Origin of the sequence: Pseudomonas neuropathica (genome assembly GCF_015461835.1) — a bacterium.
Classification (GTDB): domain Bacteria; phylum Pseudomonadota; class Gammaproteobacteria; order Pseudomonadales; family Pseudomonadaceae; genus Aquipseudomonas; species Aquipseudomonas neuropathica.
In genome coordinates this window covers 20,739-43,117 of record NZ_JACOPX010000017.1, presented here as the reverse complement: position 1 = coordinate 43,117, position 22,379 = coordinate 20,739, and the positions used below count along the sequence as shown (strand labels likewise).

The following is a 22,379-nucleotide window of genomic DNA, read 5'->3' as shown; positions in this document are numbered from 1 at the left end:
TGTAGGAGTGAGCCTGCTCGCGATCACGCCCGACCAGACACCCTCAACCCCGACTAACGTGCGCGATCACTCGGTTGGCACAACCAGATCCAACGCTTTGTTCACCGCCAATTCCCCCAACATGACCACTTGCGCAATGCCCAGCAGGGTATGTCGGTTTGCGCCCTCCAGCATCCCGGCAAAATTACCGAGCATGACCGACGCGGACGCCAACGACCCGCAAGCATTGGTCAGCAACGACTCGATGTCTGCTTGCGGGTTGGCCATGAACAGAGCGTTGGGCGTATAGGGTTCGGCCATGATCGCGGCAGGCAACAGGTAATGGTCAAGCGCACGCTCAGCCGCTTCGTGGAGCTTTCTTGAATTGGGCGAGGCGTACGGCGATACCAGGTCAGTGACCGGTGGTTCGGGTGGCTGGGACATCAGCTGAAACTCCAGACAAGAACCGTTTGCGGTTCTTTGATAGAAGGCGTGAAGCGCCGCGATTACGGACGCTTCTGTGCAAATGAGGGGGCACGCCCCCTCACCCATCTGCATCGCGACTAGTGCGGCAAGCGCTGGTTGTCCAGAACTCGGCCGACCACCAGCTCGCTGAGCATGATCACCTGTTGCAGGATCAGCATCTTTTTGCGCTGTGAAGGGTCAATCGAATCGGCGAGATCTCGGGCCATGTCAGTGGCGGAGGACAAGGTTTCAGTGGCTTCGACGAGCAGGGTTTCGTTATCCACTGTGGGGTCGATGAGGTAGATCTTGCCGGTTTTGCGGGTGGGTATTGAGGTCTTCAGCGCTGAGGGGTTGAGGTAGAAGTTGATCGCGCGGTCGGAGGCCTCTTTGATGTTTTGAGGTTCGAGTGCGGCGTCGTAGGGGATTGGATCGGTTTCTGGCGGGTTTGGCGTGATTTTGAACATAAGGACTCTTTGTCTTGAAAGTATTGAAGAGCCGTCACTTTCGCTACCAAACGAAGGGTGGCGGCCACACGTGGGTTGGTAGACCGGTCAAGACAGAGTAAACCCCGGCGCCCCCGAAAGGGCCCCACGCATGGCCACCATATAAAACCGAGTCCCAAAAAAGAGACCGCATAAGGTGATGCAATACGGGCTGTCAAGAAACGGGCTACCAAACCCGATCACTGTTTTGCAGTGACAGGGAAACGATACAGCCCGCCTCAAGGCGCGTAAGCCGGCGGATTCTGGCGTACGCGTAGGCAACGGCGCAAGGTGTTGTAGCCGTTATGGCGTAACAGTGCGTGTAAGTTAAACGTGTGCGCGAAATGGTGTGTAAGCAGCCTGCATACCCTTGTCCCGGGATGCCTTGGCAAAGAGCTGGGCCAAATAGCGTTATTTCCATCGGTTCATATTAAGTGCGGACCTGATAAAGCATAGCGGCTTGCCTCTGCCATCAAGTCATCGCACATAGGATTCGCCTTGAGGACGTGTGCAGCCGGGTCGATTATCGACAAACCCAGCGATGTCTCTTCTGTGGCGCAAGTCCAGACCTCTCCCATAGGCCCGACAATTTGGCTCTCACCTCGGAACGTCGCCTCTGCGCCCGCATACATTTCCGCGCCAGTACGATTGGCACAGATAAGCGGAGTGGCGTTTTCCATTGCGCGAATGCGTGCAAGCCGGGTTGTCCAAGGCCCACCATAATTGGCTGGACAACACAGTAACTGCGCACCCTGGCGCACCAACAGGCGAGCGGCTTCTGGCATCCAGAGGTCGAAACAGGTAAGAACGCCGAAACGGCAGATTCCGTCATCGAAACACGCTAATGAATCGCCTGGGGTGAAGATGAGCTTTTCTATACGAGACAGGTGGCACTTGCGCTGTTTTCCCAGCCAGCGCCCTCGCGATACGACAATCGCCGTATTGTAGATTTGATCGCCGTCACGCTCGGCGATGCCCGCAATCAGCGTTGCATTCTTGTCTGCCGACAGCTGCAGTAAAAACTGCGCCGTTGGCCCATCGAGCGCCGATTCAGCATGAAGAAACAATGCCTCACGCGACTCGTGAAAATAACCAATGGTGCAAAGCTCGGGCATTACCAGGAGATCAAATTGTTCCGAGTCAACGGCATCGCGAATTTTAGTGAAGTTTGCTGCTGGGTCGCCAAATGAAACCGGGTACTGCAAAAAAGCGGTCAGCATGAATTCTTCCAACCATTATGGGGAGGGATCTGGGCCCGGAATTATCGTCCCTTGGGCGGCGTCAAGTCTGGACTATTTCTTTACCGGATCTCAGGCAGCCACCCGCGCCGCATCAGATCAGTCAACCGTAAACAACATCGACCTGGACATACCGAAGTGAACTCGGGCTGGTAACGGTTTGGGTTATTTGACCAGGCGTTTTTCTTTGGAAGGTCTGTAGCCGAAATATGAGCTGTAGCACTTGCTGAAATGACTCGGCGAGACGAACCCGCAAGCCACCAGCACTTCCACTTGTGACAGCTCAGTGTGCTGCAGCAAGCGCCGCGCTTCGGTGATGCGCAATTCCAGGTAATAGCGTTGTGGCGTGGTGCCCAGTTGTTCCTTGAACAAGCGCTCCAACTGGCGACGAGAACGGCCGGCATACACCGCCAGTTGCTCCAGCTCCAGCGGCTCTTCCAGATTGGCATCCATCAGCTTCACCACTTCACGCAGCGGCGCACTGACGCAGATGTTCTCGTCTGGTTTGATGCGCCGGTAACGCGATTCCTCGAAGGCGAGGATGTCTTCGATCCCTTCGACCAGGGCTTTGCCGTGCAGGCTCTTGATCCAGTCCAATGCCATGTGGAAAGCGCCGGACGGACTCGATGCCGTGAGCCGGTCGCGGTCGATCACGTAAGGCTCGCTGCTGACAAGGGTGGTTTTGGCGATTTCAGTCAGCGCCGGGCGATGTTCCGGGTGGATCGCGCAGCGATAGCCGTCGAGCAATCCGGCGCGGCCGAGGAACCACGAACCGTTCCACAACCCGGCGAGGCTGATGCCCCGCTCCGCTGCAACCTGAAGCAAATGAATAAACTCCTCACTCGCCCGCAACTCGGTGCGATACCCGCCACACACCACCAGCAGATCCAGTTGCTGAAGCGCGGCTGAATCCAGACGTGCGTCAGGGCGGATGACCAGCCCCAGATCACTGATCACTTCGCCGTCATCCAAGCCAAACGTGCGCGACGAAAACAACCCCGGACGCAATAGGTTGGTAGTGACAACGGTGTCCAGCGCCTGGGTAAACGCCGGTAGCGAAAAGTGTTCGAGCAGCAGAAAGCCGGTGCGGGTCAAGCGCGAGTCTTCCGCGCCTTGCTCATTCAGATAGCGGAGGTTTTTCCCCTTCATGCCTCCGCTGAATTGGCGTCGTTCGATCAAGTTGTGGTCCATCGGTCATGTTGTTGTGCGCCGATAGTTGGCTTGATCCGCTCAAGAGTCAATCACGCCTGTGGTTGATGGCTGGTGACGCAGTGAATTCCACCGCCACCGGCGGCGATGGCATCGATGTTGAGCTGGACGATTTCGCGCTGCGGATACAACTGCGAGAGCAGATCGAAGGCCTCCTTGTCGGCCGCTTTGTCGCCAAACTCCGGAGCGATGATCGCGCCGTTGATGACGAAGTAATTGATGTAACCGGCGGCGAAGTCCGGGTTGTCCTTGTTGAACTTGCTTTTGCGCGGTTTCAGCGGCGGCGACATCGTGTGGATCTGTAATTTGCGACCGTCAGCATCGGTGGCGTTCTTGAGGATTTCCAAGTGCGCCAGGGTGACCTTGTGATCGTAGGATTCAGGGTCGGTGTCGAGGTTGGCGATGACCACGCCGGGCTTGATGAAGCGCGCATAGAAATCGACGTGAGCGTCAGTGATGTCCTTGCCCTTAATGCCCGGCAGCCAGATGATTTTGCGCAGGCCCAGGCGTTCCTTCAGTTCAGCTTCGACATCGGCCTTGCTCCAGTCCGGATTGCGGTTGCTGTTGATCCAGCTGCTTTCGGTCATGATCCCGGTGCCGTGACCGTCGACCTCGATGCCCCCGCCCTCGCCCACCAGATCGGTGCGGATGTACGTGGCTTGCGCGTCGTCGGCGACCAGTGCGGCGATCTTCGCGTCTTTGCTGTGCCGCTGTTTGCCGCCCCAACCATTGAAATTGAAATCAACCGCGCCGAGACCACCCTTGTCGTCGATGACGAAATTGGCGCCGATGTCGCGCATCCAGATGTCGTCGAGCGCGGCGGTGACGTAAGTGATGTTCTGTGTGCCGCAGAATTCTTCGGCGATGCTGCGCTCATTTTTACGGCAGAACACCGTGACGGGTTCAAACCGGGCAATGGCGCGGGCGATGCGGCCGAGGGCTTCCTGGACGTCTTCGGTGAAGTCTTCCCAGATCGCATCCTGCGCGCCGAAAGCGATGTAGGCGCGCTCATGTTTATCGCCCTCGTCGGGCATGAACCAGCGGCCTTGCGCGGCAGCCAGGACTTTGCCCGGCGAAAGGCCCAGGCCTGTAACCGCAGCGCTGACAGCGGCGACCACCGAGGCCTGTTTGATGAAATCGCGACGAGTCGTCATGTGGGCTTCCTGTCTTCCAGTGAAGGGCCGACGCGTACGCCGGCCATTGATCATTTGCCAGTGGCAGTCTTGAATTTGGTCCAGGTGCGCATGCGCGCGCGCATGTCGGCCTGAGGGATGTCTTTGCCTGGTATCAATCGAGCATAGGTCGCCTCGTCGAGGTAGATATCCGGGTTGTCACGCATGCTGGCATCGACATTCGCCCGCGCCTTGGCGTTGGAGGTCGGATAACCGGTGAAATTGCTGATCGCTGCCATGTTCTCGGGGCGCATGACGAAGTTGATAAACGCGTAGGCGTATTCCGGGTGTTTCGCGTCGACCGGAATGGCCATGGTGTCCATCCACACCGTGGTGCCTTCACGCGGCACGCGATACTGAAACTTGGTGTGCTTACCGGCACTGTCCGAAGTGCGCTGGGCCTGGGTCATGTCGCCGCTGTAGCCGAGTGACAGGCACAGGTTGCCATTGACCAGATCGGTCACCGGTTGCGACTGGAACTTGCGGATGTATGGCCGCAGCTTCATCAACAGTTCACTGGCGGCGGCCAGATCCTCGGCTTTGGCGCTGCGCGGATCGCGACCGAGGTAATTGAGCACCACCGCCAATGCCTCATCCGGCGAGTCGATCATCGAGATGCCGCAATCGGCAAACTTCGCCGCCAGCTCCGGTTTGAACAGCATGTCGAGGCTGTTGACCGGCGCGTCGGCCCTGCGCTGTTTGATCTGTTCTTCGTTGTAGGTCAGGCCGATGGTGCCCCAGGTATAGGGCACCGTGGCTTTGCTGGAATGCTCGTAATGGCTGCGCAGTTTCTGCAAACCGGGTTCGATATCGGCCAGTTCGGTCAGCTTCGTTTGATCCAGCGGCATCAGGCTGCCGGCGCGCATCAAGCGTTCGGCGACGGTGTCGCCGGGGAAGATCAGGTCGTAGCCACTGCCGCCCGAAAGCATCTTCGCCTCCAGTGTTTCGCTGCCGTCCATGACGTCGTAGATCACCTTGATCCCGGTTTCGGCAGTAAAACGACTCAAGGTGTCTTCGGCAAAATAATCCGCCCAGTTGTACAGCCGCAGGGTTTTGTCTTCGGCGTGCAGCGACGGTATTAAGCAGATCAACGTCAGACCGATCGCGCCGCGCAAGCGTTTGTGGTGGATAGCCATATCAAACCCCTTGAGTGTTCCAGCGTGCGTGAAGTTGGCGACCGTCCTGACTGAGAAGCGGCCCGTACATGTCCGGACGACGATCGCGGTAGATGCCCCAGCTCAAACGCTCTTCGCGCATCGCCGCCAGATCGACGCAGTGCAGCAACACGCCAGTGCTGTCGCGGTCAGCGCTGGCGAGCAATTGGCCCTTGTGATCGCTGATGAACGACGAGCCATAGAAGCTCATTTGCAGGCTCGGATCGGTAGTCGCGACCTCTCGCCCGACCCGGTTCGCCGCCACCACCGGCAGCAGATTGGCAGCAGCGTGGCCGCGCATGGTCATCTGCCAATGGTCGCGGGAATCCAGCGCCGCGCAGCCCGGCTCGGAGCCGATCGCAGTTGGATACAGAAGTACTTCGGCGCCCATCAACGCCAGGCAGCGGGCGGTCTCGGGGAACCACTGATCCCAGCAGATCCCGACGCCTAGGCGGCCAAACGCGGTGTCCCAGACTTTGAAACCGGTGTCGCCGGGGCTGAAATACTCCTTCTCCTGATAGCCGATGGCGTTGGGGATATGGGTCTTGCGATACACACCCAGCAAGCGCCCGTCGGCATCGGCCACGCTCAGCGAGTTGAAGTAGGCGTTGCCGGCCTTTTCGAACCAGCTCAGCGGCAATACCACGCCCAACTCGCGGGCCAGTGCGGCGAAGCGCGCGAGCACATGGCTGTCGCGATACTCCTCGGCCAGGGCCATGTGTTGGTGGCTTTGTTCGATGCAGAAATACGGCGTGGCGAACAGCTCCTGCAACAGGATCACGTGCGCGCCCTGCTTCGCCGCGTCGCGCACTAGCTGCTCGGCGCGATCAAGGTTGCTCGGTAAATCCCAGGTGCACGGCATCTGGGTGGTGGCGAGGGTCAGCGTTGTCATGGTTTCAACCCCTCACTGGCCAGGCCGGCTGCTGTTGCGTGATGCAGTGCACGCCGCCGCCACCATGGGCCAGATGATTGATCCGCACCGGCACCACTTCGCGGCCGGGGAAGGTTTGCTCCAATACTTTGGCGGCGACGTGATCCGCCTCGATACCGTAGGCCGGCATGATGATCGCGCTATTGGCGATGTAGAAATTGGTGTACGAGGCACAGAACACTTCGGCGTCGGTGTCGACCGCGTCGGTGGCCTCGAACAATTCGATCAGCTCGAATTTACGTCCCTGCGCGTCGGTCGCCAGTTCCAGTGCACGGCGATTTTCCCGCGCCACTTCGGCGTATACCGACGACTTGTCGTGGGTTGCGTCAACCAACAAGACGCCAGGCCGGGCAAAGGCGCAGACGCCATCGACGTGGCCATCGGTCATGTCGCCGGTGACGTAATCCGGATCGCCCGGCAGCCAAATGGTTTTCTTGACGCCGAGCAAACGGCTGAAGATCTCTTCCATCTCCGCTTTGCCAATGCCGGGGTTGCGATTGGGGTTGAGCAGCACCGATTCAGTGGTGATCAGCGTGCCTTCGCCGTCGACATGAATCGCCCCGCCTTCATTACTCAGCGGCGTGCCGAAGCATTCCAGGCCAAGGTGATTGAGCGCACGGCGAGCCAGGCTTTCATCCAGTTCATGCGCCGACTTGCCACCCCAGGCGTTGAAGCGCCAGCTGACACCGGCCAGGCCTTGCTGCGGATGGCAAACAAAGGTCGGGCCTGAGTCGCGGCACCAGCTGTCATTCACGGCCAGCGCAATCAGCTCGATGTTCGGCCCGCACAATGCCTTGGCGCTGGCGACGGCGGACGGATCGACCACCAGTTTCACCGGTTCGAAGCGGGCGATGGCGTTGGCCACGCGCGCAAAATCTTCCTGCACTTGCGCCAGGGTCACACCCCAGCCCGACTCCCACAGCGCTTTGTTGTGCGGCCAGACCATCCACGTTGCGGCGTGGGTAGCCCACTCTGCCGGCATCATCCAGACGCTGTTTTTATTATCGTTGTGCTGCATGATAAGCCTCGTTAGTTAAGCCAATGTGTTCACGCCGCCAATGCTACGGACGCGAAAACAGGCAAACAAACGATGGATTTAGCGCACAACTGATTAGAGGAACTTATCGATATGCTCAAGCACTGGCCGCCGCTCAGCTCCCTGCGCGGCTTTGAAGCCGCCGCCCGGCTGGGCAGTTTTCACAAGGCTGCCGACGAGTTGAACCTCACTCAATCGGCGATCAGTCAGCAGATTCGCAGCCTTGAGGCTTACCTTGAGCAGCCGTTGTTTTTTCGCAGCGGTCGCAGCGTCGCGTTAACCGATGCCGGGCACGATTTGCTCAGCACCACGCAAGCGATGTTGCAGCAATTGGCAGTGGGGATTCGGCGCCTGGGGCAGTATCAGAAACCCAATCAACTGGTGCTCAACACGACGCCGGCGTTTGCCCGGCATTGGTTGTTGCCAAGATTGGCGGACTTTCGCGATCAGCATCCCGACGTGGATCTGTGGATCTACAGTACCGACGAGGTGCCGGATATGGCCACGCAGACCATCGACATCGCGATTCGCGACGATATCAGCGCGCAGGCTGAGTGCAGTTTCAAAGTGCTGCAAAGCGATCGACTTTATCCGGCGTGCCATCCGCGCCTGCTGAACACGCCGGCAGCGCAACGCAGCACCTTGCATGGCGAGCGGGAAATGGACTGGAGCCATTGGGCGGTCGAGGCCGGTATCGATGTCGGCCAGCAGGCTCAGGGGTTGAATTTTTCCGACCCGGGGCTGCTACTGGACGCGGCTTGCGCGGGGCTTGGGATTGCGCTGGTGAGTCAGTTGCTAAGCCGTCAGGCGCGCGCTGACGGCTTGTTGCAACCGCTGGTCGAGGCGACTATTCGCGGGCCAAACTGGGCACTGCTGACCCACCGCGACAGTGAAAATGACCCCATGGCCAGGTCTTTTATCGATTGGTTATCCGCCAACCTGAGCCTTGGCTCAAACGGCCGAGAAAACCCCGGCGCCTAAACGTCCCTCGAGACGCCCGCACAGCACGTAGTGCTGATAGCCGCTGGAGAACGATCCCTGGGAAATCGCGATCCTGACATCGTCATTCAATCGAAGGTACTGGGCTTCATCAAAGTTTTCTGCGCTGACTTCGCCCGCACGCCCGAGACGCTCGCTGTCCACCGTGAGACCTTGGCTGGCGAAGTGCTCGAAATCGATGATGCGATTCACCGCGTGCCGCTCCAGCACACCCTGATTGGGATGCATCGAGTAGATATGCAGGCCTTTATTGGCGCAGCGGTCGCACATGTCGACACAGTTTTTCTGCGTCGATTTACGCCGCGTCAGTTCTTCAAGCGGCATGTCGAGGTACTTGCCAACCTGATACTCGGTCTGATTGAAGATCGTGCAGCAAAGCACCGTGTTGCCATTGCAGTCGATGACCAGCCAGTCATCCTTGAGCGTGCACGCCATCTTGGGAAATTGCTGGATGACGTTGACGAGATCGTCGTACGGCGGCAATGCGAGGCGTTTCAGGGTGTCAATGTCCGTAGCCGTGACAGACGGGTCACGCTCGACAATGGCCAGTGTCTTCTCCAGCGGCATCATCACCGAATACCCGGTGGTGAAGATGAAGCCAAGACGCTCACTGAACGCGCGCATCAGTGATTCTTCTTCGATGTTATCCAGGTAGCGGTGATAGTAAACATCTACACGGGTCCTCAGACCCAAGCGCTGTTTGATCTCCTGCAGGGCGATCATGTTTTGTTTTACAACTTCGATATCGCCGCCGACATGGCCCTTTTCGTAGGTCTCCTGGTAAAAACCCGAGAGCGAAATACGGAAGTAACTCGGCTCGGCCATCAGGGCCTTTTCCATATTCTTGGCGAGATTAAGGTTGGTGCTGATACCGCTGCCCATACCGGCAGCGTTAATGATCTCGATAAATTCGCCAATTTTTGGATGAATCAGCGGCTCGGTCCAGTTATAGAGGTAGATCGTGTCGACGCCCTCTGTCTTGGCCTTGTCGACAATCTGCTTGAACATGTCGAGCTGCATGGCTTTTTTGAAATTGAGATTTTCCGAGTTGCCCATTGGGCAAGACGGGCAGCTCAGATTGCACGCACCGACGATATCGATGTACATATTCATGCGGGTGAAGCTCCTTGACTTGAAAGCCACGCATCTCATCACTGCAGTCTTTCAAGTCGCCTGATTGTGTTGGTTTTTTGACGGCACTGGCACACCGGCTAGCAATAACTGCACCACAATGCTTCTACGCCATTAACTCAACGACCCAATCGATAAACACGCGCAATTTCAGGCTGACATGCCGGTTCGGCGGATAAGCAATGTAAAGCGGCATCGGCGCGAGTTTCCAGTCTTCGAACAGCGGCACCAGCTCGCCACGCGCTTGATGGGCGGCAGACATGTACTTGGGCAGCCACAGCACGCCCATGCCCGCCAGGCCTGCCGCGAGGTAGGCGTTGCCGTCATCGACTGCCAATACGTGCCGTCCCTTGATCTGCAGGTTTTCAGTGGCGTTGTGCAAGGCATATGGCACCGGTTTGCCGGTGCGTGCCCAGAGAAAACCGACCACGCGATGGTGGCTGTCTTCCAGGTCTCTCGGGTGCGCGGGAATGCCCGCGCGCGCCAGGTATTGCGGTGCGGCAAACACTCCCAACTGCAGATCGGCGACCTTGCGTGCCATCAGCGACAGGTCCATGAGTTCGCCGCCGCGCACCACGCAATCGACGTTCTCATCAATGATGTCGACAATACGGTCACTGACGCCCATGTCGATCTGGATATCCGGATAACGCGCGTGAAACTCAGGCAGCGCCGGCACCAGAATCAACCGTGCGAGCGGACTCGGGACGTCCACTCGCAGCCGGCCCGAAGGTGATGCCGCCGCGCCGGGCAGGCTGGTTTCGGCATCATCGAGGTCGGCGAGCAAGCGGATCACGCGTTGGTAATACGCCGCGCCATCGGCGGTGACATTGACCTTGCGCGTGGTGCGATTGAGCAACTTGACCCGCAGGCGCGCCTCCAGTTGCTGAACCAGTTGGGTCACGGTGGTCTTGCTCATGTGCAAGGTTTCCGCCGCTTTGGTGAAACTCCCCGCCTCGACCACTCGGGCGAAGGCCTGCATTGCGTCAAAACGGTCCAAGGTGTGCCCTCGATTGTTTGGATTTCACAAACAGTGAACGCCAAGCTTGCGCGTTTATCGCTGGCCTGCAAATACCTACAGTGGCTCCATCAACTCAAATGAAGGAGACACTTCCATGACTCAGCGCGATGTTGTTTTTCCATCCGCACGCCGCACGCTTTACGAACGCCACCGTTACTCGCCCGCCATTCGCTCCAACGGTTTTCTGTTTGTCTCGGGACAGGTCGGCAGCACCGAGGACGGCACGCCAGAGCCAGACCTGAAGAACCAGGTGCGTCAGGCGTTCACTAACCTCAATGCAATCCTTGAAGAAGCCGGTGCCAGCTTCGATGACGTGGTGGATGTCACCGTATTCATCGTTGATCCCCAGTCGAAATTCGAGACGATCTGGAATGTGGTGCTGACCGAGTTCTGGGGCGAGGCGCCGCATCCGACGGTGACGGCGGTTGGTGTGACCTGGCTGTATGGGTTTGATTTCGAGATCAAGGTGATTGCCAGGTTGCCGTAAATATCCGGACACACCCATTCGTTTGCCATTTCAGAGGTCGTCTGTTTGCATGCTGCCCCACATCAGCATTCAGATCAGGGAGAGGATCGATGAACATTTTGGTGGTGGGTGCCAGTAAAGGCTTGGGCCGAGCTTTTATCGAAGGTTTGGGTAACGCGGGAGACACGCTGATTGGTGTGTCCCGCACGCGTCCCGAAGGTTTGGTGTGCAAGGCAGAGCATCCAGTACGCTGGGTGGAAACCGATCTGATGAACCCGGCCAAAGCCGCGCACGCCATCGAGCATGCGGTCGTCGACGATGGGCTGGATACGCTGATCTATAACCTCGGCATCTGGGAAGAGTCGGCTTTCGATCCAGCCTATGACTTTCTCGACAGTCCGGACGAAGAATTGCAAGCCATCGTCAGTTGCAACATCAGCGCAACAATCCTGTTGATCAAACGCCTGCTTCCCCTTTTGCTGAAAAGCCCCCATCCCAGAATCATCCTCACCGGATCAACCTCGGGCCTGCCACAAAGCGGGCGTCCGGAAGTCGCCTTCGGCGCCTCCAAATTCGCCCTGCGCGGGATTGCCGATACGCTGCGCGAAGGCTACCGACAGCAGCGTCTGGCGGTGACTTGCCTGAATCTGGGGTATCTCAACACCGAGGATCGGCTGAGCACGCCGCGAGATCTGGCTGCGCAGCGTGGCGAGGGTCAGCTGATTCCAGTTCACGATGTCGTTCAGGTGGTGCGCATGATTCTGAGTCTGTCTTCGGCCAGCTACGTCAAGGAACTCACCCTGCCGGCAATACTCGATGAACGCTTTTGACCGTTCCTGCCCTGATGGCGCTGGCCTTTACGCGTGCGAATACGTATAACCTCGCCGATTCGGCTACCCTCACGTAGCGCGCTGGTTCAGCTCTTCACACTTTTTGACGCTCACGAAACGGAGAATTCCATGCTCAAACGAACACTGGCACTGACCGCCGGCCTGGCCCTGTCGTTTTCTACCTTGATGGTGCACGCCGCTGACGTTTTGCGGGTCAGCGCGATTCCCGATGAAGCGCCGACCGAACTGCTACGCAAGTTCGAACCGCTGGGCGCTTATCTGGAACAGCAACTGGGCATGAAGGTGCAGTTCGTGCCGGTGGCCGACTACCCGGCAGTGGTTGAAGCGCTCGCGACCGATCGCCTCGACATGGCCTGGCTCGGCGGTTTCACGTTCGTGCAGGCGCGCTTGAAGACCGACGCAACCACGCCAGTCATTCCGTTGGTGCAGCGCGAACAGGATGCGCAGTTCACCAGCAAATTCATCACCGCTGACCCCAATGTACATAGCCTCGCCGACCTGAAGGGCAAGACCTTCGCTTTCGGTTCGGTGTCGTCGACTTCCGGCAGCCTGATGCCGCGTTACTTCATGCTGAAAAACGACAACATCAAGCCTGAGGGCTATTTCAGCCGTGTCGCCTACTCCGGCGCCCACGACGCCACCGTGGCCTGGGTGCAGGCTGGCAAGGTTGACGCCGGTGTGCTGAACGCCAGTGTCTGGCAGAAACTGGTCGACGCCGGCAAGGTCGACACCAACAAGGTCAAAGTCTTCGCCACCACCCCGACCTATTTCGATTACAACTGGACCGTTCGCGGCACCCTCGACCCGACACTGGCCGCGAAGATCAAAAAAGCCTTCCTTGATCTGGACCCGGCCAACCCTGAGCAGAAGAAGATTCTTGATCTGCAAGCAGCCAGCCGCTTCATCGACACCAAGCCCGAGAACTACAAGGGCATCGAGGAAGCCGCCCGCGCCGCCGAACTGCTGAAATGACCCTACGCCTCAAACAAGGCAGCCTTCGCCACGCCAATGGAGTCGACGCCCTGCGCGGTGTCGACTTGCAGATTGGCGTTGGTGAACAGGTCGCCATCATTGGCCCGTCCGGGGCCGGTAAGTCGAGTTTGCTCAACCTGCTGGCCACCGCCCTGCGGCCCAGCAGTGGCGAGATTGAAGTGCTCGGCGAACGCGCCTGGCACTTGTCCGCCCGCCTGCGTCAGCGTCTACGCGCGCGAATCGGTCTGGTGCATCAGGCGCCGCCACTGCCACCGCGTCAGCGTGTGGTGACGGCGGTGCTGGCCGGCAAGCTCGGCCAATGGAGTCTGGGTAAAAGTCTTTTGAATTTGTTGCATCCGCTGGATGTGGCCGGTGCGCGCGCGGCGTTGGCGCGACTGGACCTGGGCGACAAATTATTTGCGCATTGCCAGCAATTGTCTGGCGGCCAGTTGCAACGCGTCGGTATCGCCCGCGTGTTGTATCAGGCGCCGGAAATCCTCTTGGCCGACGAACCGGTGTCAGCCATGGACCCGGTCATGGCCGGGCACACGCTGTCGATCCTCTCGCGGCATGCTCGCGAACATAACGTAACGCTGGTGGCGAGCCTGCATGCGGTGGATCTGGCGCTGTCGCACTTCCCGCGAATCATCGGTCTGCGCGACGGGCAGATTCTGTTCGACAGCCCTTCTGATCGCGTCACCCCGCAAATGCTCGACGCGCTTTACGCCAATGAAAAACTGCAATCACCGACCGCTGCGGTGGCGCCTCTGACTGTGCAGATTCCACGATGCTGAAAGGCGATTCACGCGATCCCGCTGCATGGCCGCGTCTGCTGCTGACGTTGCTGGCGATTGCTTTGCTGTGGCCGGGCATTCAGCTCAGCGAGCTGAATCTGGGCGTGTTGCTGCCCGACAGCCAGAATGAAATGGGCCGTTTTGTCGCGCAATTCTGGCCACCGGCGCACGACGAAGCGTTTCTGCAGTTACTGTTCAAAGCCACCCTGCAAACTCTGGCCATCGCCACCGCCGGCATGGCTTTGGCGCTGGTGTTGGCGATACCGGCGGGCCTGGTCGCCAGTCGTGCGCTGTCGCTGTCTGCCGCGTCACGCGGTGGCGTGCCGAGCCGACTGGGGCGTCTGTTGCGCTGGCCGGTGCGCGGACTGTTGATTTTCCTGCGCAGCGTGCCGGAAATCGTCTGGGCGCTGCTGTTTGTGCGCGCCGTAGGGTTGGGGCCGGCGGCCGGTGTGCTGGCCATCGCCATTACCTACAGCGGCATGCTCGGCAAGGTCTATGCGGAGATTTTTGAATCGACCGATCAGCGTCCGGCGCACGCACTGTTGCAGGCTGGCAGCGGCCGTCTGGCGGCGTTTGCTTACGGCACGTTGCCCAACGTCGGGTCAGAACTGCTCTCGTACACGGTCTATCGCTGGGAATGCGCGATCCGCGCGTCAGTGGTGATGGGGTTTGTCGGCGCCGGCGGCCTGGGTCAGCAGATCGACCTGTCGATCCGCATGTTCGCCGGCGGTGAGGTCGCCAGTATCCTGCTGTGCTTCCTGGTGTTGGTATTGGCCGCCGACCAACTCAGCCGCTTGCTGCGCTGGAGGCTGACATGAATCGTCTGATCAACTTGCTGCTGATCGCCGGCATCGCGCTGGCTGTCATCGCGTCCTTCTCTTATCTGGGACTGGATCTGGGCGAAGTGGGCAGCGCCACCAGCCTCAAGCAGATGGGCGCGTATGTGCAGCGTTTTCTCAGCCCGGACTTGAGCGCGGATTACCTGAAAGCCATCTTGCACGGTTCGATGGAAACTCTGGCGATGTCGGCCCTCGGCACCCTGCTCGCTGCCGTGTTCGGCATCGTTCTCGCCCTGCCCGCCGCCGGACGGTTCGGCTGGCCGCTGCAAAGCGCCTCGCGCCTGCTGCTCAATGCCTTGCGGGCGATTCCGGAACTGGTCTGGGCCGCGCTGATGGTGCTCGCCGCCGGCCTCGGCCCGAACGCCGGCACCCTCGCCCTCGCCTTGCACACCACTGGGGTGCTCGGTCGCTTGTTCGCCGAAGCCTTGGAAAACACGCCACCGCAACCGGCCGAAGCCATTCGTTTACAGGGCGGCAATCCGCTCCTCGCCTTTTGCTACGGCACCCTGCCGAACCTTGCGCCGCAACTGCTCGCCTATGTTCTGTACCGCTGGGAAAACAACATCCGCATGGCCAGCGTGCTCGGCTTTGTCGGCGCTGGCGGATTGGGGCAGATGCTTTATGTGAGCCTCAGCCTGTTTCAGGAAGCGCAAGCCAGCACGGTGATTCTGGCGATGCTGGTGCTGGTGTTTGTGGTCGACTGGTTGAGTGCGTGGAGCCGCCAGCGCTGGGTCAAGGCCTAGTACGCAGGCTGGCGAGTGGATATCTGGCAGAAGCTGATTATGCTTCAGGAAAGCTTGCACATTTGCGCGATGGCGGCACTGTGCAAGCTTCCCGCAACAGCGCTTCCGGCATATGCCACAAGGCCAGAGTGAGACGAGCAATAACGGGGGACTCCGGCCTACAACAATAAGCACGACGGAGAACACCCATGGCCACAACCTACACAACGTCCACCGGCAGTCCACCGCGCAGCGGCGGCATCACCAAGGAAGAGCGCAAGGTCATCTTCGCTTCGTCCCTTGGCACGGTTTTCGAGTGGTACGACTTTTATCTCTACGGTTCACTGGCGGCGATCATCGCCAAGCATTTCTTTGCCGGTGTCAACGAAACCACTGCGTTTATCTTCGCCCTGCTCGCCTTCGCCGCCGGGTTTGCCGTGCGGCCGTTCGGTGCCATTGTGTTCGGCCGCCTCGGCGACATGATCGGGCGCAAGCACACGTTCCTGATCACCATCGTGATCATGGGCGTATCGACGGCGATTGTCGGCTTGTTGCCCGGCTACGCGACCATTGGTGTTGCCGCGCCGGTCATCCTCATCACTCTGCGCTTGCTCCAAGGCCTGGCGTTGGGCGGCGAGTATGGCGGCGCCGCGACCTACGTGGCCGAACACGCGCCGCGCAACAAGCGCGGCTTCTTTACCTCGTGGATTCAAACCACCGCGACCCTCGGCCTGTTTCTGTCGCTGCTGGTGATCCTCGCCTGCCGTACGGCGCTGGGCACTGAAGCCTTCGAAGCGTGGGGCTGGCGGATTCCGTTTCTGCTGTCGATCCTGCTGCTGATCGTCTCGGTGTACATCCGCTTGCAGTTGAGCGAGTCACCGGTGTTCCAGAAAATGAAAGCTGAAGGCAAGGCGTCGAAAGCGCCGCTGACCGAATCCTTCGCGCGCTGGGACAACCTCAAAGTGGTGATCATGTCATTGCTTGGCGGCACGGCCGGGCAAGCGGTGGTCTGGTACACCGGGCAGTTCTACGCGTTGTTCTTCCTGCTGCAGACGCTGAAGATCGACCCGCAGACCGCCAACCTGTTGATCGCCGGTTCGCTGCTGATCGGCACGCCGTTCTTCGTGATTTTCGGCAGCCTCTCCGACCGGATCGGGCGCAAGCCGATCATCATGGCTGGGTGCATTCTGGCCGCGTTGACCTACTTCCCGATCTTCCACGCGCTGACCCAGTACGGTAACCCTGATGTGTTTATCGCCCAGGAGAAGAATCCGGTCAAAGTGATCGCCAACCCTGAGCAGTGCTCGTTCCAGTTCGACCCGGTCGGCAAGGCCAAATTCACCAGTTCCTGCGACCTGGCGAAGACCCTGCTGGCAAAACGGGCGATCCCGTATGAGAACGTGATTGCCGAGCCGGGCACCGTCGCGCAAGTGCGCATCGGCGACAAAGTGGTCGAAAGTTTCGAAGGCAGCGCCCTGCCGGCCGCCGACTTCAAGACGCGTAACGATGCGTTTACTGCAACCCTCGGCACCGCGCTCAAGGAGGCCGGTTATCCGGAGAAAGCCGACCCGGCGAAAACCAATTACCCGATGGTGCTGCTCCTGCTGACCGTGCTGGTGATCTACGTGACCATGGTCTACGGCCCGATCGCGGCGTGGCTGGTCGAACTGTTCCCGACCCGCATCCGCTACACCTCGATGTCGTTGCCGTATCACATCGGTAACGGCTGGTTTGGTGGCTTCCTGCCGACGGTGGCGTTTGCCATGGTCGCCGCGACCGGGGATATCTACTACGGCTTGTGGTATCCGATCGTGATCGCGGTGATGACGGCGGTACTCGGCACATTCTTCCTGCCGGAAACCAAGGATCGCGACATTCTCAAGGACTGACACTGATTACCGTGCAGGAGCTGCCAAAGGCTGCGATCTTTTGATCTTTTTTTGAATATCAAGATCAATAGATCGCAGCCAGCGGCAGCTCCTACAAGGGAGTCAGCGAGCTCAGAGCGTCACGCCCGCCCATGGGCAGAAAACGCCGGTCGAGCTTGTAGAGCAGCGCCATGCTCACGTCCATATCGTTAAGCGCGCGATGGGCACACACCGCTTTTTCGTCGGCGGCCTTGGCGCGCTCGCAGTCGAAGCTGGCCGCGTGGCTGGCCCCGCCGATCATCAAAACAGACACACCGAGCACAGCTGGAAAGAGGTTTTTCGAGGACATGGCGTCAGGTATCCGGACAGTCGTGGATTGAATCGGTTTGGGCCATCGTATGGCGTATAAGTTTCTGCGCACCGCTCATCCCGGCGCCCCGCAAAAATATCGAACGCCCACCGCAACGTCACCTCCAATGTTTACATCACTGGAGGTCAGCACCATGAATAGCGATGACAGCAAAACCCCGAACGCCCCGCCCACCGACACCTCCGGTAAACCGGTGAATGTGGTCGAGCGCGATCTTGAAGACCGGGACGACGACACCGAAGCCGTGGACGAGGTGATCACGCCTTCATCCACCCGCGTGAAGGAACAGGACGCCGAGACGCTACAGCGCAAGATCGATGAGATAGAGCGCAAAGTGGCTGATGGTAATTAGTGTTTTGCAGGCGATCGCAAAAATCTACGGGATCTACCCCAACCCCAGCCCTCTCCCCCAAGGGGGCGAGGGGGAAAGGGAGCCGTTTTGTGTGCTTTTCACGATCTGAGTTCGACGCGCAATTGCACATCGCTAACTTGCATGAACACCCCGGTCAGTTCCCCCACCGTCCGGGAGAGGGGGAATGGGAGCCGATCTGTGTGCTTTTTGAATCTTCAGTTCACCCCGGTATTTCAAGTCGGCGTAACTTGCATGAACACCCCGGTCAGTCCCCTCTCCCCCTGGGAGAGGGCTAGGGTGAGGGCTTCTTCGCCATATTGAGTTTCACGGCCGCCCGAATCAGCGCAATCAACGCTTTCTCATCAATCCGGTCACCCTCGTGGAAATCAATCGCCCGTCGCGTATTGCCCTCAAGACTGGCATTGAACAACCCCGCCGGATCGTCCAGTGACGCACCCTTGGCGAAGGTCATTTTCACCGCAGCCTTGTACGTCTCGCCGGTGCTGATAATTCCATTGTGCGACCACGTCGGCACACCCCGCCACTTCCATTCCTCAACCACTTCGGGATCAGCCTTGTGCATGATCGCGCGGATCTGCGCCAGCGTTTCACTGCGCCAGTCACCCAGCTCGGCGATGCGTTGATCAATCAGAACGGAAGCGGATTCGGTGCCCTCGGTTTTATTCATCGCAGGATTCTCGACTCCAGCCTGCACAAACCACGCCTCACCGAAGCCCTGCGCACCGGTTTGATCTTCGGCGTGATCGAAGCCATCACGCCTATCATCGGCTGGTTGATCGGCCAGGCAGCGACTCGCTGGGTGGCTGAATGGGACCACTGGATCGCCTTCACCCTGCTGCTGGTTCTCGGCCTGCACATGATCTACAACGGTCTGAAACACGAAGAAGAAGAGGAAGAAAAACCCGGTTCGCACTCCTTCCTGATTCTCGCCGTTACCGCGTTTGCCACCAGCATCGATGCCCTCGCGGTCGGCGTCGGCCTGGCGTTTGTCGACGTGAACATCTGGATCGCGGCAGCGGCGATCGGTCTGGCGACCATGACCATGGTGACTATTGGCGTGATGCTCGGCCGAGTGCTCGGTGCTGTGGTTGGCAAGCGTGCGGAAATCGTCGGGGGCGTGGTGTTGATGATTGTCGGTGCGACAATTCTGTATGAGCACCTGTCGGTCTGATTCAAGCGGAGGTCAGCGTCGCCAGCGCCAAGGCATTGCCCAATGCCGCGCCGCCGGCGGTGTTGTCGAATATGCACCAGGTCGCAGCACTTGCTGCGGCCGCTGATTGCAGAGCTTGTGCGAGGTTTAGCAGATAAGTGGAATCGTAGGCGCTGTGGTAAATGCGTGGTGAGCCGTGCAGGCGCCAATACTGGGTTCCCGTCCAACCGGCTGGCGAAACATCACGGCGGATGCGCGAAGGATCGACTGCTGCTTGTGCGATCTGATGAGTCATTAACATCGACTCAGCGCTGACCCACGATTCATGCCTTGGCTCAAGCACCACCGCGCCGGAGAAGCGCTCGCGCAATGTCGTGAAAAAGGTTTCGGCGCTGGCGGCGTCAAACGCCAGCGAAGGTGGTAACTGCACCAGCAAGCAGCCCAAGTGTTCGCCCAGACCGCCGCATTCAGCCAGAAACCTGTCCAGCGCCGCCTCGCAACCTGCCAGGCGTAATTCATGGGTGATGTGTTTGGGCATTTTCACCGAAAAACGGAAGTCCTCCGGTACGCCATCGGCCCAACGCTCGTAGGTTTGCCGACGATGCGGACGGTAGAACGAGCTGTTGATTTCCACGCCATTGAGTCGCGCGGCGTAGCGCTGCAAATGCGTGCCCTCTACCGGAAATACCGGCCAGTGCTCGCGTCCCAGACTCCAGCCTGCACAGCCGATGAAAATCAAAAGCACACCTCCGGGTTTGTCCTGCCTGATCGTTCCTACGCTCTGCGTAGGAACGATCAAACCTGTGCGTTAACCGGTTATTTTTTCCCGGGTAATACGGCGCCGAGTACTTGTTTGGCGGTTTGCACGATCACCCCGGCTTCATCCGGATCGCCCTTGAGCAACGTCGTGGCGAATTTCTTCGCCTGCTCAAGCTTGATGTGCGGCGGCAAGGGCGGCACGTTCGGGTCGGTCTTGAACTCGATCACCACTGGCACTTCCGAGGCCAGTGCCTTTTCCCACGCAGCGGCGACGTCTTCTTCGCGATCAACAAAGATGCCTTTCAGGCCAATGGAAATGGCGAACAAGTGGTAAGGCACGTCCGGGATACTTTGCGACGCTTCGAACTTCGGATCGCCCTCCATCACCCGCTGTTCCCAAGTGACCTGATTGAGATCCTCGTTGTTGAACACCGCGCAGATCCATTTCGGACTCGCCCACTGCCGCCAGTATTTGGCGACGGTGATCAGTTCAGCCATGTTGTTCATCTGCATCGCGCCATCGCCCACCAACGCAATGACCGAACGCTCGGGATAAGCAAACTTCGCGGCAATCGCGTAAGGCACAGCGGCGCCCATGGACGCCAGGCCACCGGACAACGAGCACTGCATGCCACGGCGGATTTTCAGATCACGGGCAAACCAGTTGGCGCAGGAGCCGGAGTCGCTGGTGACGATGGCCTCATCGGGCAAGCGCGGCGACAGCTCATAGACCACCCGCTGCGGGTTGACCGGGTCGGCTTTGGCCATGGCGCGTCTTTCGAGGGTTTTCTCCCAACTGCTGCGCCAACCTTCGATTTTCTTGCGCCACTTGTTGGAGGTTTTCTGTTCGAGCAGTGGCAATAACGCGGCGAGGGTTTCCGCCGAGTCGCCGACCAGGTTGACCTCCATCGGATAACGCAGGCTGAGCATGTCCGGCTGCAAATCGATCTGCACACCGCGCGCCTGACCTTCCTTGGGCAGAAATTCCGAGTAGGGAAAACCCGAGCCGATCATCAGCAAAGTGTCGCATTCGTTCATCAGTTTGTAGCTCGGTTCAGTGCCGAGCAGGCCGATGCTGCCGGTGACCCAAGGCAGATCGTCAGGCAACACGGCTTTGCCCAGAAGCGCCTTGGCGACGCCGGCACCGAGTTTTTCCGCCACGGCGATGACTTGATCGGTCGCCTGCAATGCCCCGGCGCCAACCAGAATGGCGACCTTCTCTCCCGCATTCAAAACATCGGCGGCACGCTGCAGATCTTCGTCATAAGGCAGTACTTTGGGTTTCGTGTAACCCACCCCGGAATGCGCGGTGCCATGGGCGCGCGCCGGAGCTTCGTACTTCAGCTCCTGCAAATCGTTAGGCAGAATCAACGCGGTTACCCGGCGTTCGCCCACCGCAGTGCGCACTGCGCGATCAAGCAGATGACGCACCTGCGAAGGCGCCGACGCCTGCTGTACAAATGCCCCGGCGACATCCTTGAACATCGACACCAGATCCAGCTCTTGCTGATAGTGGCTGCCCAATGCGGTGCGTGCCTGTTGACCGACGATGGCGAGCACCGGCATGTGGTCCATGCGCGCGTCATAGAGGCCGGTGATCAGGTGCGAGGCGCCCGGGCCGGACGTAGCGATGCACACACCCAGCTCGCCGGTGAACTTCGCGTGTGCCGAGGCCATGAACGCGGCCATTTCTTCATGCCGCGCCTGAACGAATTCGATTTTGCCCTTGGCCCGACTGAGCGCGCCGAACACGCCGTTAATGCCGTCGCCCGGATAACCAAAAATTCGCGTAACGCCCCATTCACTGAGCCGCTCAACCAGAAAATCTCCCACTGTCATCGTCATCTCGACCCTCGTCTTTCTCCGCTGCATGGAGCTGCCCCGGCAGAACATCCGCCGGGAGGTGTAAGGGTCTGGACAGTTGGGTTGTTGGCGAAGTTTCGATTGGTTTCCTCAGGCCAATCCTTGTTTGTTCTTCTAAGTCCCCTACAAGACCTGTCGATCGGTGATGAGGCCTGCTCGCGAAGGCGCCAGAACAGCCACTGCTGAGGCGGGGCCTTTCAACGATGCGGATGCACCGTCCATGCGACCAGTTTGATCACGATCGGCCGCACGACCAGGATGCACAGGAACGCCACCGGCATCGCCAGCTTATAGGCGTGCAAGGCATTACTCAGGTAGTCGTTATCAATGCCCGAATTGGCGGCGGTGATCACCAACGACATCAGGAACGCCATGATCGTCGCCATGTACAACGCAAACACATAAGGCGTGGCGCGCGGCGACAGCTTGCGTCGGCCAAGGATCAGGGCGTCGGAGCTTGTTGGTTGATTCATAAGGCGTTTCCATCCATTGACAGGGAGACCGCACGTTAGCAAAGCCGGTCTGCCGCAACTAG

Annotated in this window: 24 protein-coding genes and 1 pseudogene; 10 read left to right on the top strand and 15 right to left on the bottom strand. The window is 59.2% G+C overall.

From position 1 onward, the window contains the following. Window positions 1–66: 66 nt before the first annotated feature. From H8F23_RS23255 to H8F23_RS23220, 8 genes are all read right to left on the bottom strand, one after another. Entirely contained in the window at window positions 67–423 is a 357-nt protein-coding gene (locus tag H8F23_RS23255) for a DUF6124 family protein (RefSeq protein ID WP_194935918.1), read from the bottom strand. A gap of 119 nt (window positions 424–542) precedes the next feature. After that, the gene (locus tag H8F23_RS23250; RefSeq protein WP_194935917.1) at window positions 543–908 is read right to left on the bottom strand and encodes a DUF6124 family protein; all 366 of its coding nucleotides are present in this window, start codon (window positions 906–908) and stop codon (window positions 543–545) included. A 443-nt stretch (window positions 909–1,351) separates the two neighbouring features. Further along, a complete protein-coding gene (locus H8F23_RS23245; RefSeq protein WP_194935916.1) occupies window positions 1,352–2,146 on the bottom strand; it encodes a nitrilase-related carbon-nitrogen hydrolase in 795 nt (264 codons plus the stop codon). Between the two features lie 183 nt (window positions 2,147–2,329). Further along, window positions 2,330–3,355: a GlxA family transcriptional regulator gene (locus H8F23_RS23240; RefSeq protein WP_194935915.1), complete on the bottom strand. Its 1,026-nt coding sequence runs from the start codon at window positions 3,353–3,355 to the stop codon at window positions 2,330–2,332. A gap of 50 nt (window positions 3,356–3,405) precedes the next feature. Continuing rightward, window positions 3,406–4,527, bottom strand: coding sequence for an agmatine deiminase family protein (locus H8F23_RS23235; protein ID WP_194935914.1), 1,122 nt, complete (start codon window positions 4,525–4,527; stop codon window positions 3,406–3,408). 50 nt (window positions 4,528–4,577) lie between these two features. Then, the gene (locus H8F23_RS23230) at window positions 4,578–5,681 is read right to left on the bottom strand and encodes an extracellular solute-binding protein (RefSeq protein WP_194935913.1); all 1,104 of its coding nucleotides are present in this window, start codon (window positions 5,679–5,681) and stop codon (window positions 4,578–4,580) included. A 1-nt stretch (window position 5,682) separates the two neighbouring features. Then, window positions 5,683–6,591, bottom strand: coding sequence for an N-carbamoylputrescine amidase (gene aguB, locus H8F23_RS23225; RefSeq protein ID WP_194935912.1), 909 nt, complete (start codon window positions 6,589–6,591; stop codon window positions 5,683–5,685). A gap of 4 nt (window positions 6,592–6,595) precedes the next feature. After that, on the bottom strand, window positions 6,596–7,648 hold the full coding sequence (locus H8F23_RS23220; protein ID WP_194935911.1) for an agmatine deiminase family protein: 1,053 nt from the start codon (window positions 7,646–7,648) through the stop codon (window positions 6,596–6,598). 111 nt (window positions 7,649–7,759) lie between these two features. Between H8F23_RS23220 and H8F23_RS23215 the strand changes: the two genes are divergently transcribed. Next, window positions 7,760–8,647 carry a LysR substrate-binding domain-containing protein gene (locus H8F23_RS23215; protein ID WP_194935910.1) on the top strand — a complete coding sequence of 296 codons (888 nt, stop codon included), beginning with the start codon at window positions 7,760–7,762 and terminating at the stop codon, window positions 8,645–8,647. Here the strand turns inward: H8F23_RS23215 and H8F23_RS23210 are convergent. Continuing rightward, window positions 8,618–9,778: a radical SAM/SPASM domain-containing protein gene (locus H8F23_RS23210; protein WP_093433127.1), complete on the bottom strand. Its 1,161-nt coding sequence runs from the start codon at window positions 9,776–9,778 to the stop codon at window positions 8,618–8,620. The two genes, H8F23_RS23215 and H8F23_RS23210, sit on opposite strands and share 30 nt — an antisense overlap. 124 nt (window positions 9,779–9,902) lie before the next feature. Next, a complete protein-coding gene (locus H8F23_RS23205; protein WP_093433130.1) occupies window positions 9,903–10,796 on the bottom strand; it encodes a LysR family transcriptional regulator in 894 nt (297 codons plus the stop codon). A gap of 115 nt (window positions 10,797–10,911) precedes the next feature. Between H8F23_RS23205 and H8F23_RS23200 the strand changes: the two genes are divergently transcribed. The 7 genes from H8F23_RS23200 to H8F23_RS23170 all read left to right on the top strand — a co-directional run bounded on the left by H8F23_RS23200 (window position 10,912) and on the right by H8F23_RS23170 (window position 17,350). Beyond that, window positions 10,912–11,304, top strand: a complete 393-nt coding sequence (locus tag H8F23_RS23200) for a RidA family protein (protein WP_099758999.1) — start codon at window positions 10,912–10,914, stop codon at window positions 11,302–11,304. A gap of 89 nt (window positions 11,305–11,393) precedes the next feature. Beyond that, entirely contained in the window at window positions 11,394–12,113 is a 720-nt protein-coding gene (locus H8F23_RS23195) for an SDR family NAD(P)-dependent oxidoreductase (RefSeq protein WP_194935909.1), read from the top strand. A 129-nt stretch (window positions 12,114–12,242) separates the two neighbouring features. After that, window positions 12,243–13,106, top strand: a complete 864-nt coding sequence (locus tag H8F23_RS23190; RefSeq protein ID WP_194935908.1) for a putative selenate ABC transporter substrate-binding protein — start codon at window positions 12,243–12,245, stop codon at window positions 13,104–13,106. After that, window positions 13,103–13,900, top strand: coding sequence for a phosphonate ABC transporter ATP-binding protein (locus H8F23_RS23185; protein WP_194935907.1), 798 nt, complete (start codon window positions 13,103–13,105; stop codon window positions 13,898–13,900). Before H8F23_RS23190 ends, H8F23_RS23185 begins: the two co-directional genes overlap by 4 nt. Continuing rightward, window positions 13,894–14,718, top strand: coding sequence for a PhnE/PtxC family ABC transporter permease (locus tag H8F23_RS23180; protein ID WP_194935906.1), 825 nt, complete (start codon window positions 13,894–13,896; stop codon window positions 14,716–14,718). Before H8F23_RS23185 ends, H8F23_RS23180 begins: the two co-directional genes overlap by 7 nt. Further along, window positions 14,715–15,482 carry a phosphonate ABC transporter, permease protein PhnE gene (gene phnE / locus H8F23_RS23175; protein ID WP_194935905.1) on the top strand — a complete coding sequence of 256 codons (768 nt, stop codon included), beginning with the start codon at window positions 14,715–14,717 and terminating at the stop codon, window positions 15,480–15,482. Before H8F23_RS23180 ends, phnE begins: the two co-directional genes overlap by 4 nt. A 188-nt stretch (window positions 15,483–15,670) precedes the next feature. Then, complete coding sequence (locus H8F23_RS23170) at window positions 15,671–17,350, top strand: MFS transporter (protein ID WP_194935904.1); 1,680 nt, start codon at window positions 15,671–15,673, stop codon at window positions 17,348–17,350. Window positions 17,351–17,441: 91 nt separating this feature from the next. On the opposite strand, the gene H8F23_RS23165 is transcribed toward H8F23_RS23170, so the two are convergent. Continuing rightward, window positions 17,442–17,678 carry a lysozyme inhibitor LprI family protein gene (locus H8F23_RS23165; RefSeq protein WP_194935903.1) on the bottom strand — a complete coding sequence of 79 codons (237 nt, stop codon included), beginning with the start codon at window positions 17,676–17,678 and terminating at the stop codon, window positions 17,442–17,444. Between the two features lie 154 nt (window positions 17,679–17,832). On the opposite strand from H8F23_RS23165, the gene H8F23_RS23160 reads away from it, so the two are divergent. Beyond that, on the top strand, window positions 17,833–18,051 hold the full coding sequence (locus H8F23_RS23160; RefSeq protein WP_116255587.1) for a hypothetical protein: 219 nt from the start codon (window positions 17,833–17,835) through the stop codon (window positions 18,049–18,051). A gap of 292 nt (window positions 18,052–18,343) precedes the next feature. On the opposite strand, the gene H8F23_RS23155 is transcribed toward H8F23_RS23160, so the two are convergent. Further along, entirely contained in the window at window positions 18,344–18,739 is a 396-nt protein-coding gene (locus H8F23_RS23155) for a DUF1801 domain-containing protein (protein WP_194935902.1), read from the bottom strand. 15 nt (window positions 18,740–18,754) lie between these two features. Between H8F23_RS23155 and H8F23_RS23150 the strand changes: the two are divergent. Continuing rightward, window positions 18,755–19,243, top strand: a pseudogene (locus H8F23_RS23150) (manganese efflux pump MntP); the annotation flags it as partial. Between the two features lies 1 nt (window position 19,244). Here the strand turns inward: H8F23_RS23150 and H8F23_RS23145 are convergent. The 3 genes from H8F23_RS23145 to H8F23_RS23135 all read right to left on the bottom strand — a co-directional run bounded on the left by H8F23_RS23145 (window position 19,245) and on the right by H8F23_RS23135 (window position 22,317). Then, the gene (locus H8F23_RS23145) at window positions 19,245–19,961 is read right to left on the bottom strand and encodes a DUF72 domain-containing protein (RefSeq protein ID WP_194935901.1); all 717 of its coding nucleotides are present in this window, start codon (window positions 19,959–19,961) and stop codon (window positions 19,245–19,247) included. Window positions 19,962–20,038: 77 nt separating this feature from the next. Further along, on the bottom strand, window positions 20,039–21,826 hold the full coding sequence (locus tag H8F23_RS23140) for a thiamine pyrophosphate-requiring protein (protein WP_194935900.1): 1,788 nt from the start codon (window positions 21,824–21,826) through the stop codon (window positions 20,039–20,041). A 215-nt stretch (window positions 21,827–22,041) separates the two neighbouring features. Continuing rightward, window positions 22,042–22,317, bottom strand: coding sequence for a DUF2798 domain-containing protein (locus H8F23_RS23135; protein WP_194935899.1), 276 nt, complete (start codon window positions 22,315–22,317; stop codon window positions 22,042–22,044). Window positions 22,318–22,379: the final 62 nt, after the last annotated feature.

Coding starts and splice junctions, on each gene's coding strand:
- H8F23_RS23255 (WP_194935918.1), bottom strand. CDS start 423: ATGTCCCAGCCACCCGAACCACCGGTCACTGACCTGGTATCGCCGTAC.
- H8F23_RS23250 (WP_194935917.1), bottom strand. CDS start 908: ATGTTCAAAATCACGCCAAACCCGCCAGAAACCGATCCAATCCCCTAC.
- H8F23_RS23245 (WP_194935916.1), bottom strand. CDS start 2,146: ATGCTGACCGCTTTTTTGCAGTACCCGGTTTCATTTGGCGACCCAGCA.
- H8F23_RS23240 (WP_194935915.1), bottom strand. CDS start 3,355: ATGGACCACAACTTGATCGAACGACGCCAATTCAGCGGAGGCATGAAG.
- H8F23_RS23235 (WP_194935914.1), bottom strand. CDS start 4,527: ATGACGACTCGTCGCGATTTCATCAAACAGGCCTCGGTGGTCGCCGCT.
- H8F23_RS23230 (WP_194935913.1), bottom strand. CDS start 5,681: ATGGCTATCCACCACAAACGCTTGCGCGGCGCGATCGGTCTGACGTTG.
- aguB (WP_194935912.1), bottom strand. CDS start 6,591: ATGACAACGCTGACCCTCGCCACCACCCAGATGCCGTGCACCTGGGAT.
- H8F23_RS23220 (WP_194935911.1), bottom strand. CDS start 7,648: ATGCAGCACAACGATAATAAAAACAGCGTCTGGATGATGCCGGCAGAG.
- H8F23_RS23215 (WP_194935910.1), top strand. CDS start 7,760: ATGCTCAAGCACTGGCCGCCGCTCAGCTCCCTGCGCGGCTTTGAAGCC.
- H8F23_RS23210 (WP_093433127.1), bottom strand. CDS start 9,778: ATGAATATGTACATCGATATCGTCGGTGCGTGCAATCTGAGCTGCCCG.
- H8F23_RS23200 (WP_099758999.1), top strand. CDS start 10,912: ATGACTCAGCGCGATGTTGTTTTTCCATCCGCACGCCGCACGCTTTAC.
- H8F23_RS23195 (WP_194935909.1), top strand. CDS start 11,394: ATGAACATTTTGGTGGTGGGTGCCAGTAAAGGCTTGGGCCGAGCTTTT.
- H8F23_RS23190 (WP_194935908.1), top strand. CDS start 12,243: ATGCTCAAACGAACACTGGCACTGACCGCCGGCCTGGCCCTGTCGTTT.
- H8F23_RS23185 (WP_194935907.1), top strand. CDS start 13,103: ATGACCCTACGCCTCAAACAAGGCAGCCTTCGCCACGCCAATGGAGTC.
- H8F23_RS23180 (WP_194935906.1), top strand. CDS start 13,894: ATGCTGAAAGGCGATTCACGCGATCCCGCTGCATGGCCGCGTCTGCTG.
- phnE (WP_194935905.1), top strand. CDS start 14,715: ATGAATCGTCTGATCAACTTGCTGCTGATCGCCGGCATCGCGCTGGCT.
- H8F23_RS23170 (WP_194935904.1), top strand. CDS start 15,671: ATGGCCACAACCTACACAACGTCCACCGGCAGTCCACCGCGCAGCGGC.
- H8F23_RS23165 (WP_194935903.1), bottom strand. CDS start 17,678: ATGTCCTCGAAAAACCTCTTTCCAGCTGTGCTCGGTGTGTCTGTTTTG.
- H8F23_RS23160 (WP_116255587.1), top strand. CDS start 17,833: ATGAATAGCGATGACAGCAAAACCCCGAACGCCCCGCCCACCGACACC.
- H8F23_RS23155 (WP_194935902.1), bottom strand. CDS start 18,739: ATGAATAAAACCGAGGGCACCGAATCCGCTTCCGTTCTGATTGATCAA.
- H8F23_RS23140 (WP_194935900.1), bottom strand. CDS start 21,826: ATGACGATGACAGTGGGAGATTTTCTGGTTGAGCGGCTCAGTGAATGG.
- H8F23_RS23135 (WP_194935899.1), bottom strand. CDS start 22,317: ATGAATCAACCAACAAGCTCCGACGCCCTGATCCTTGGCCGACGCAAG.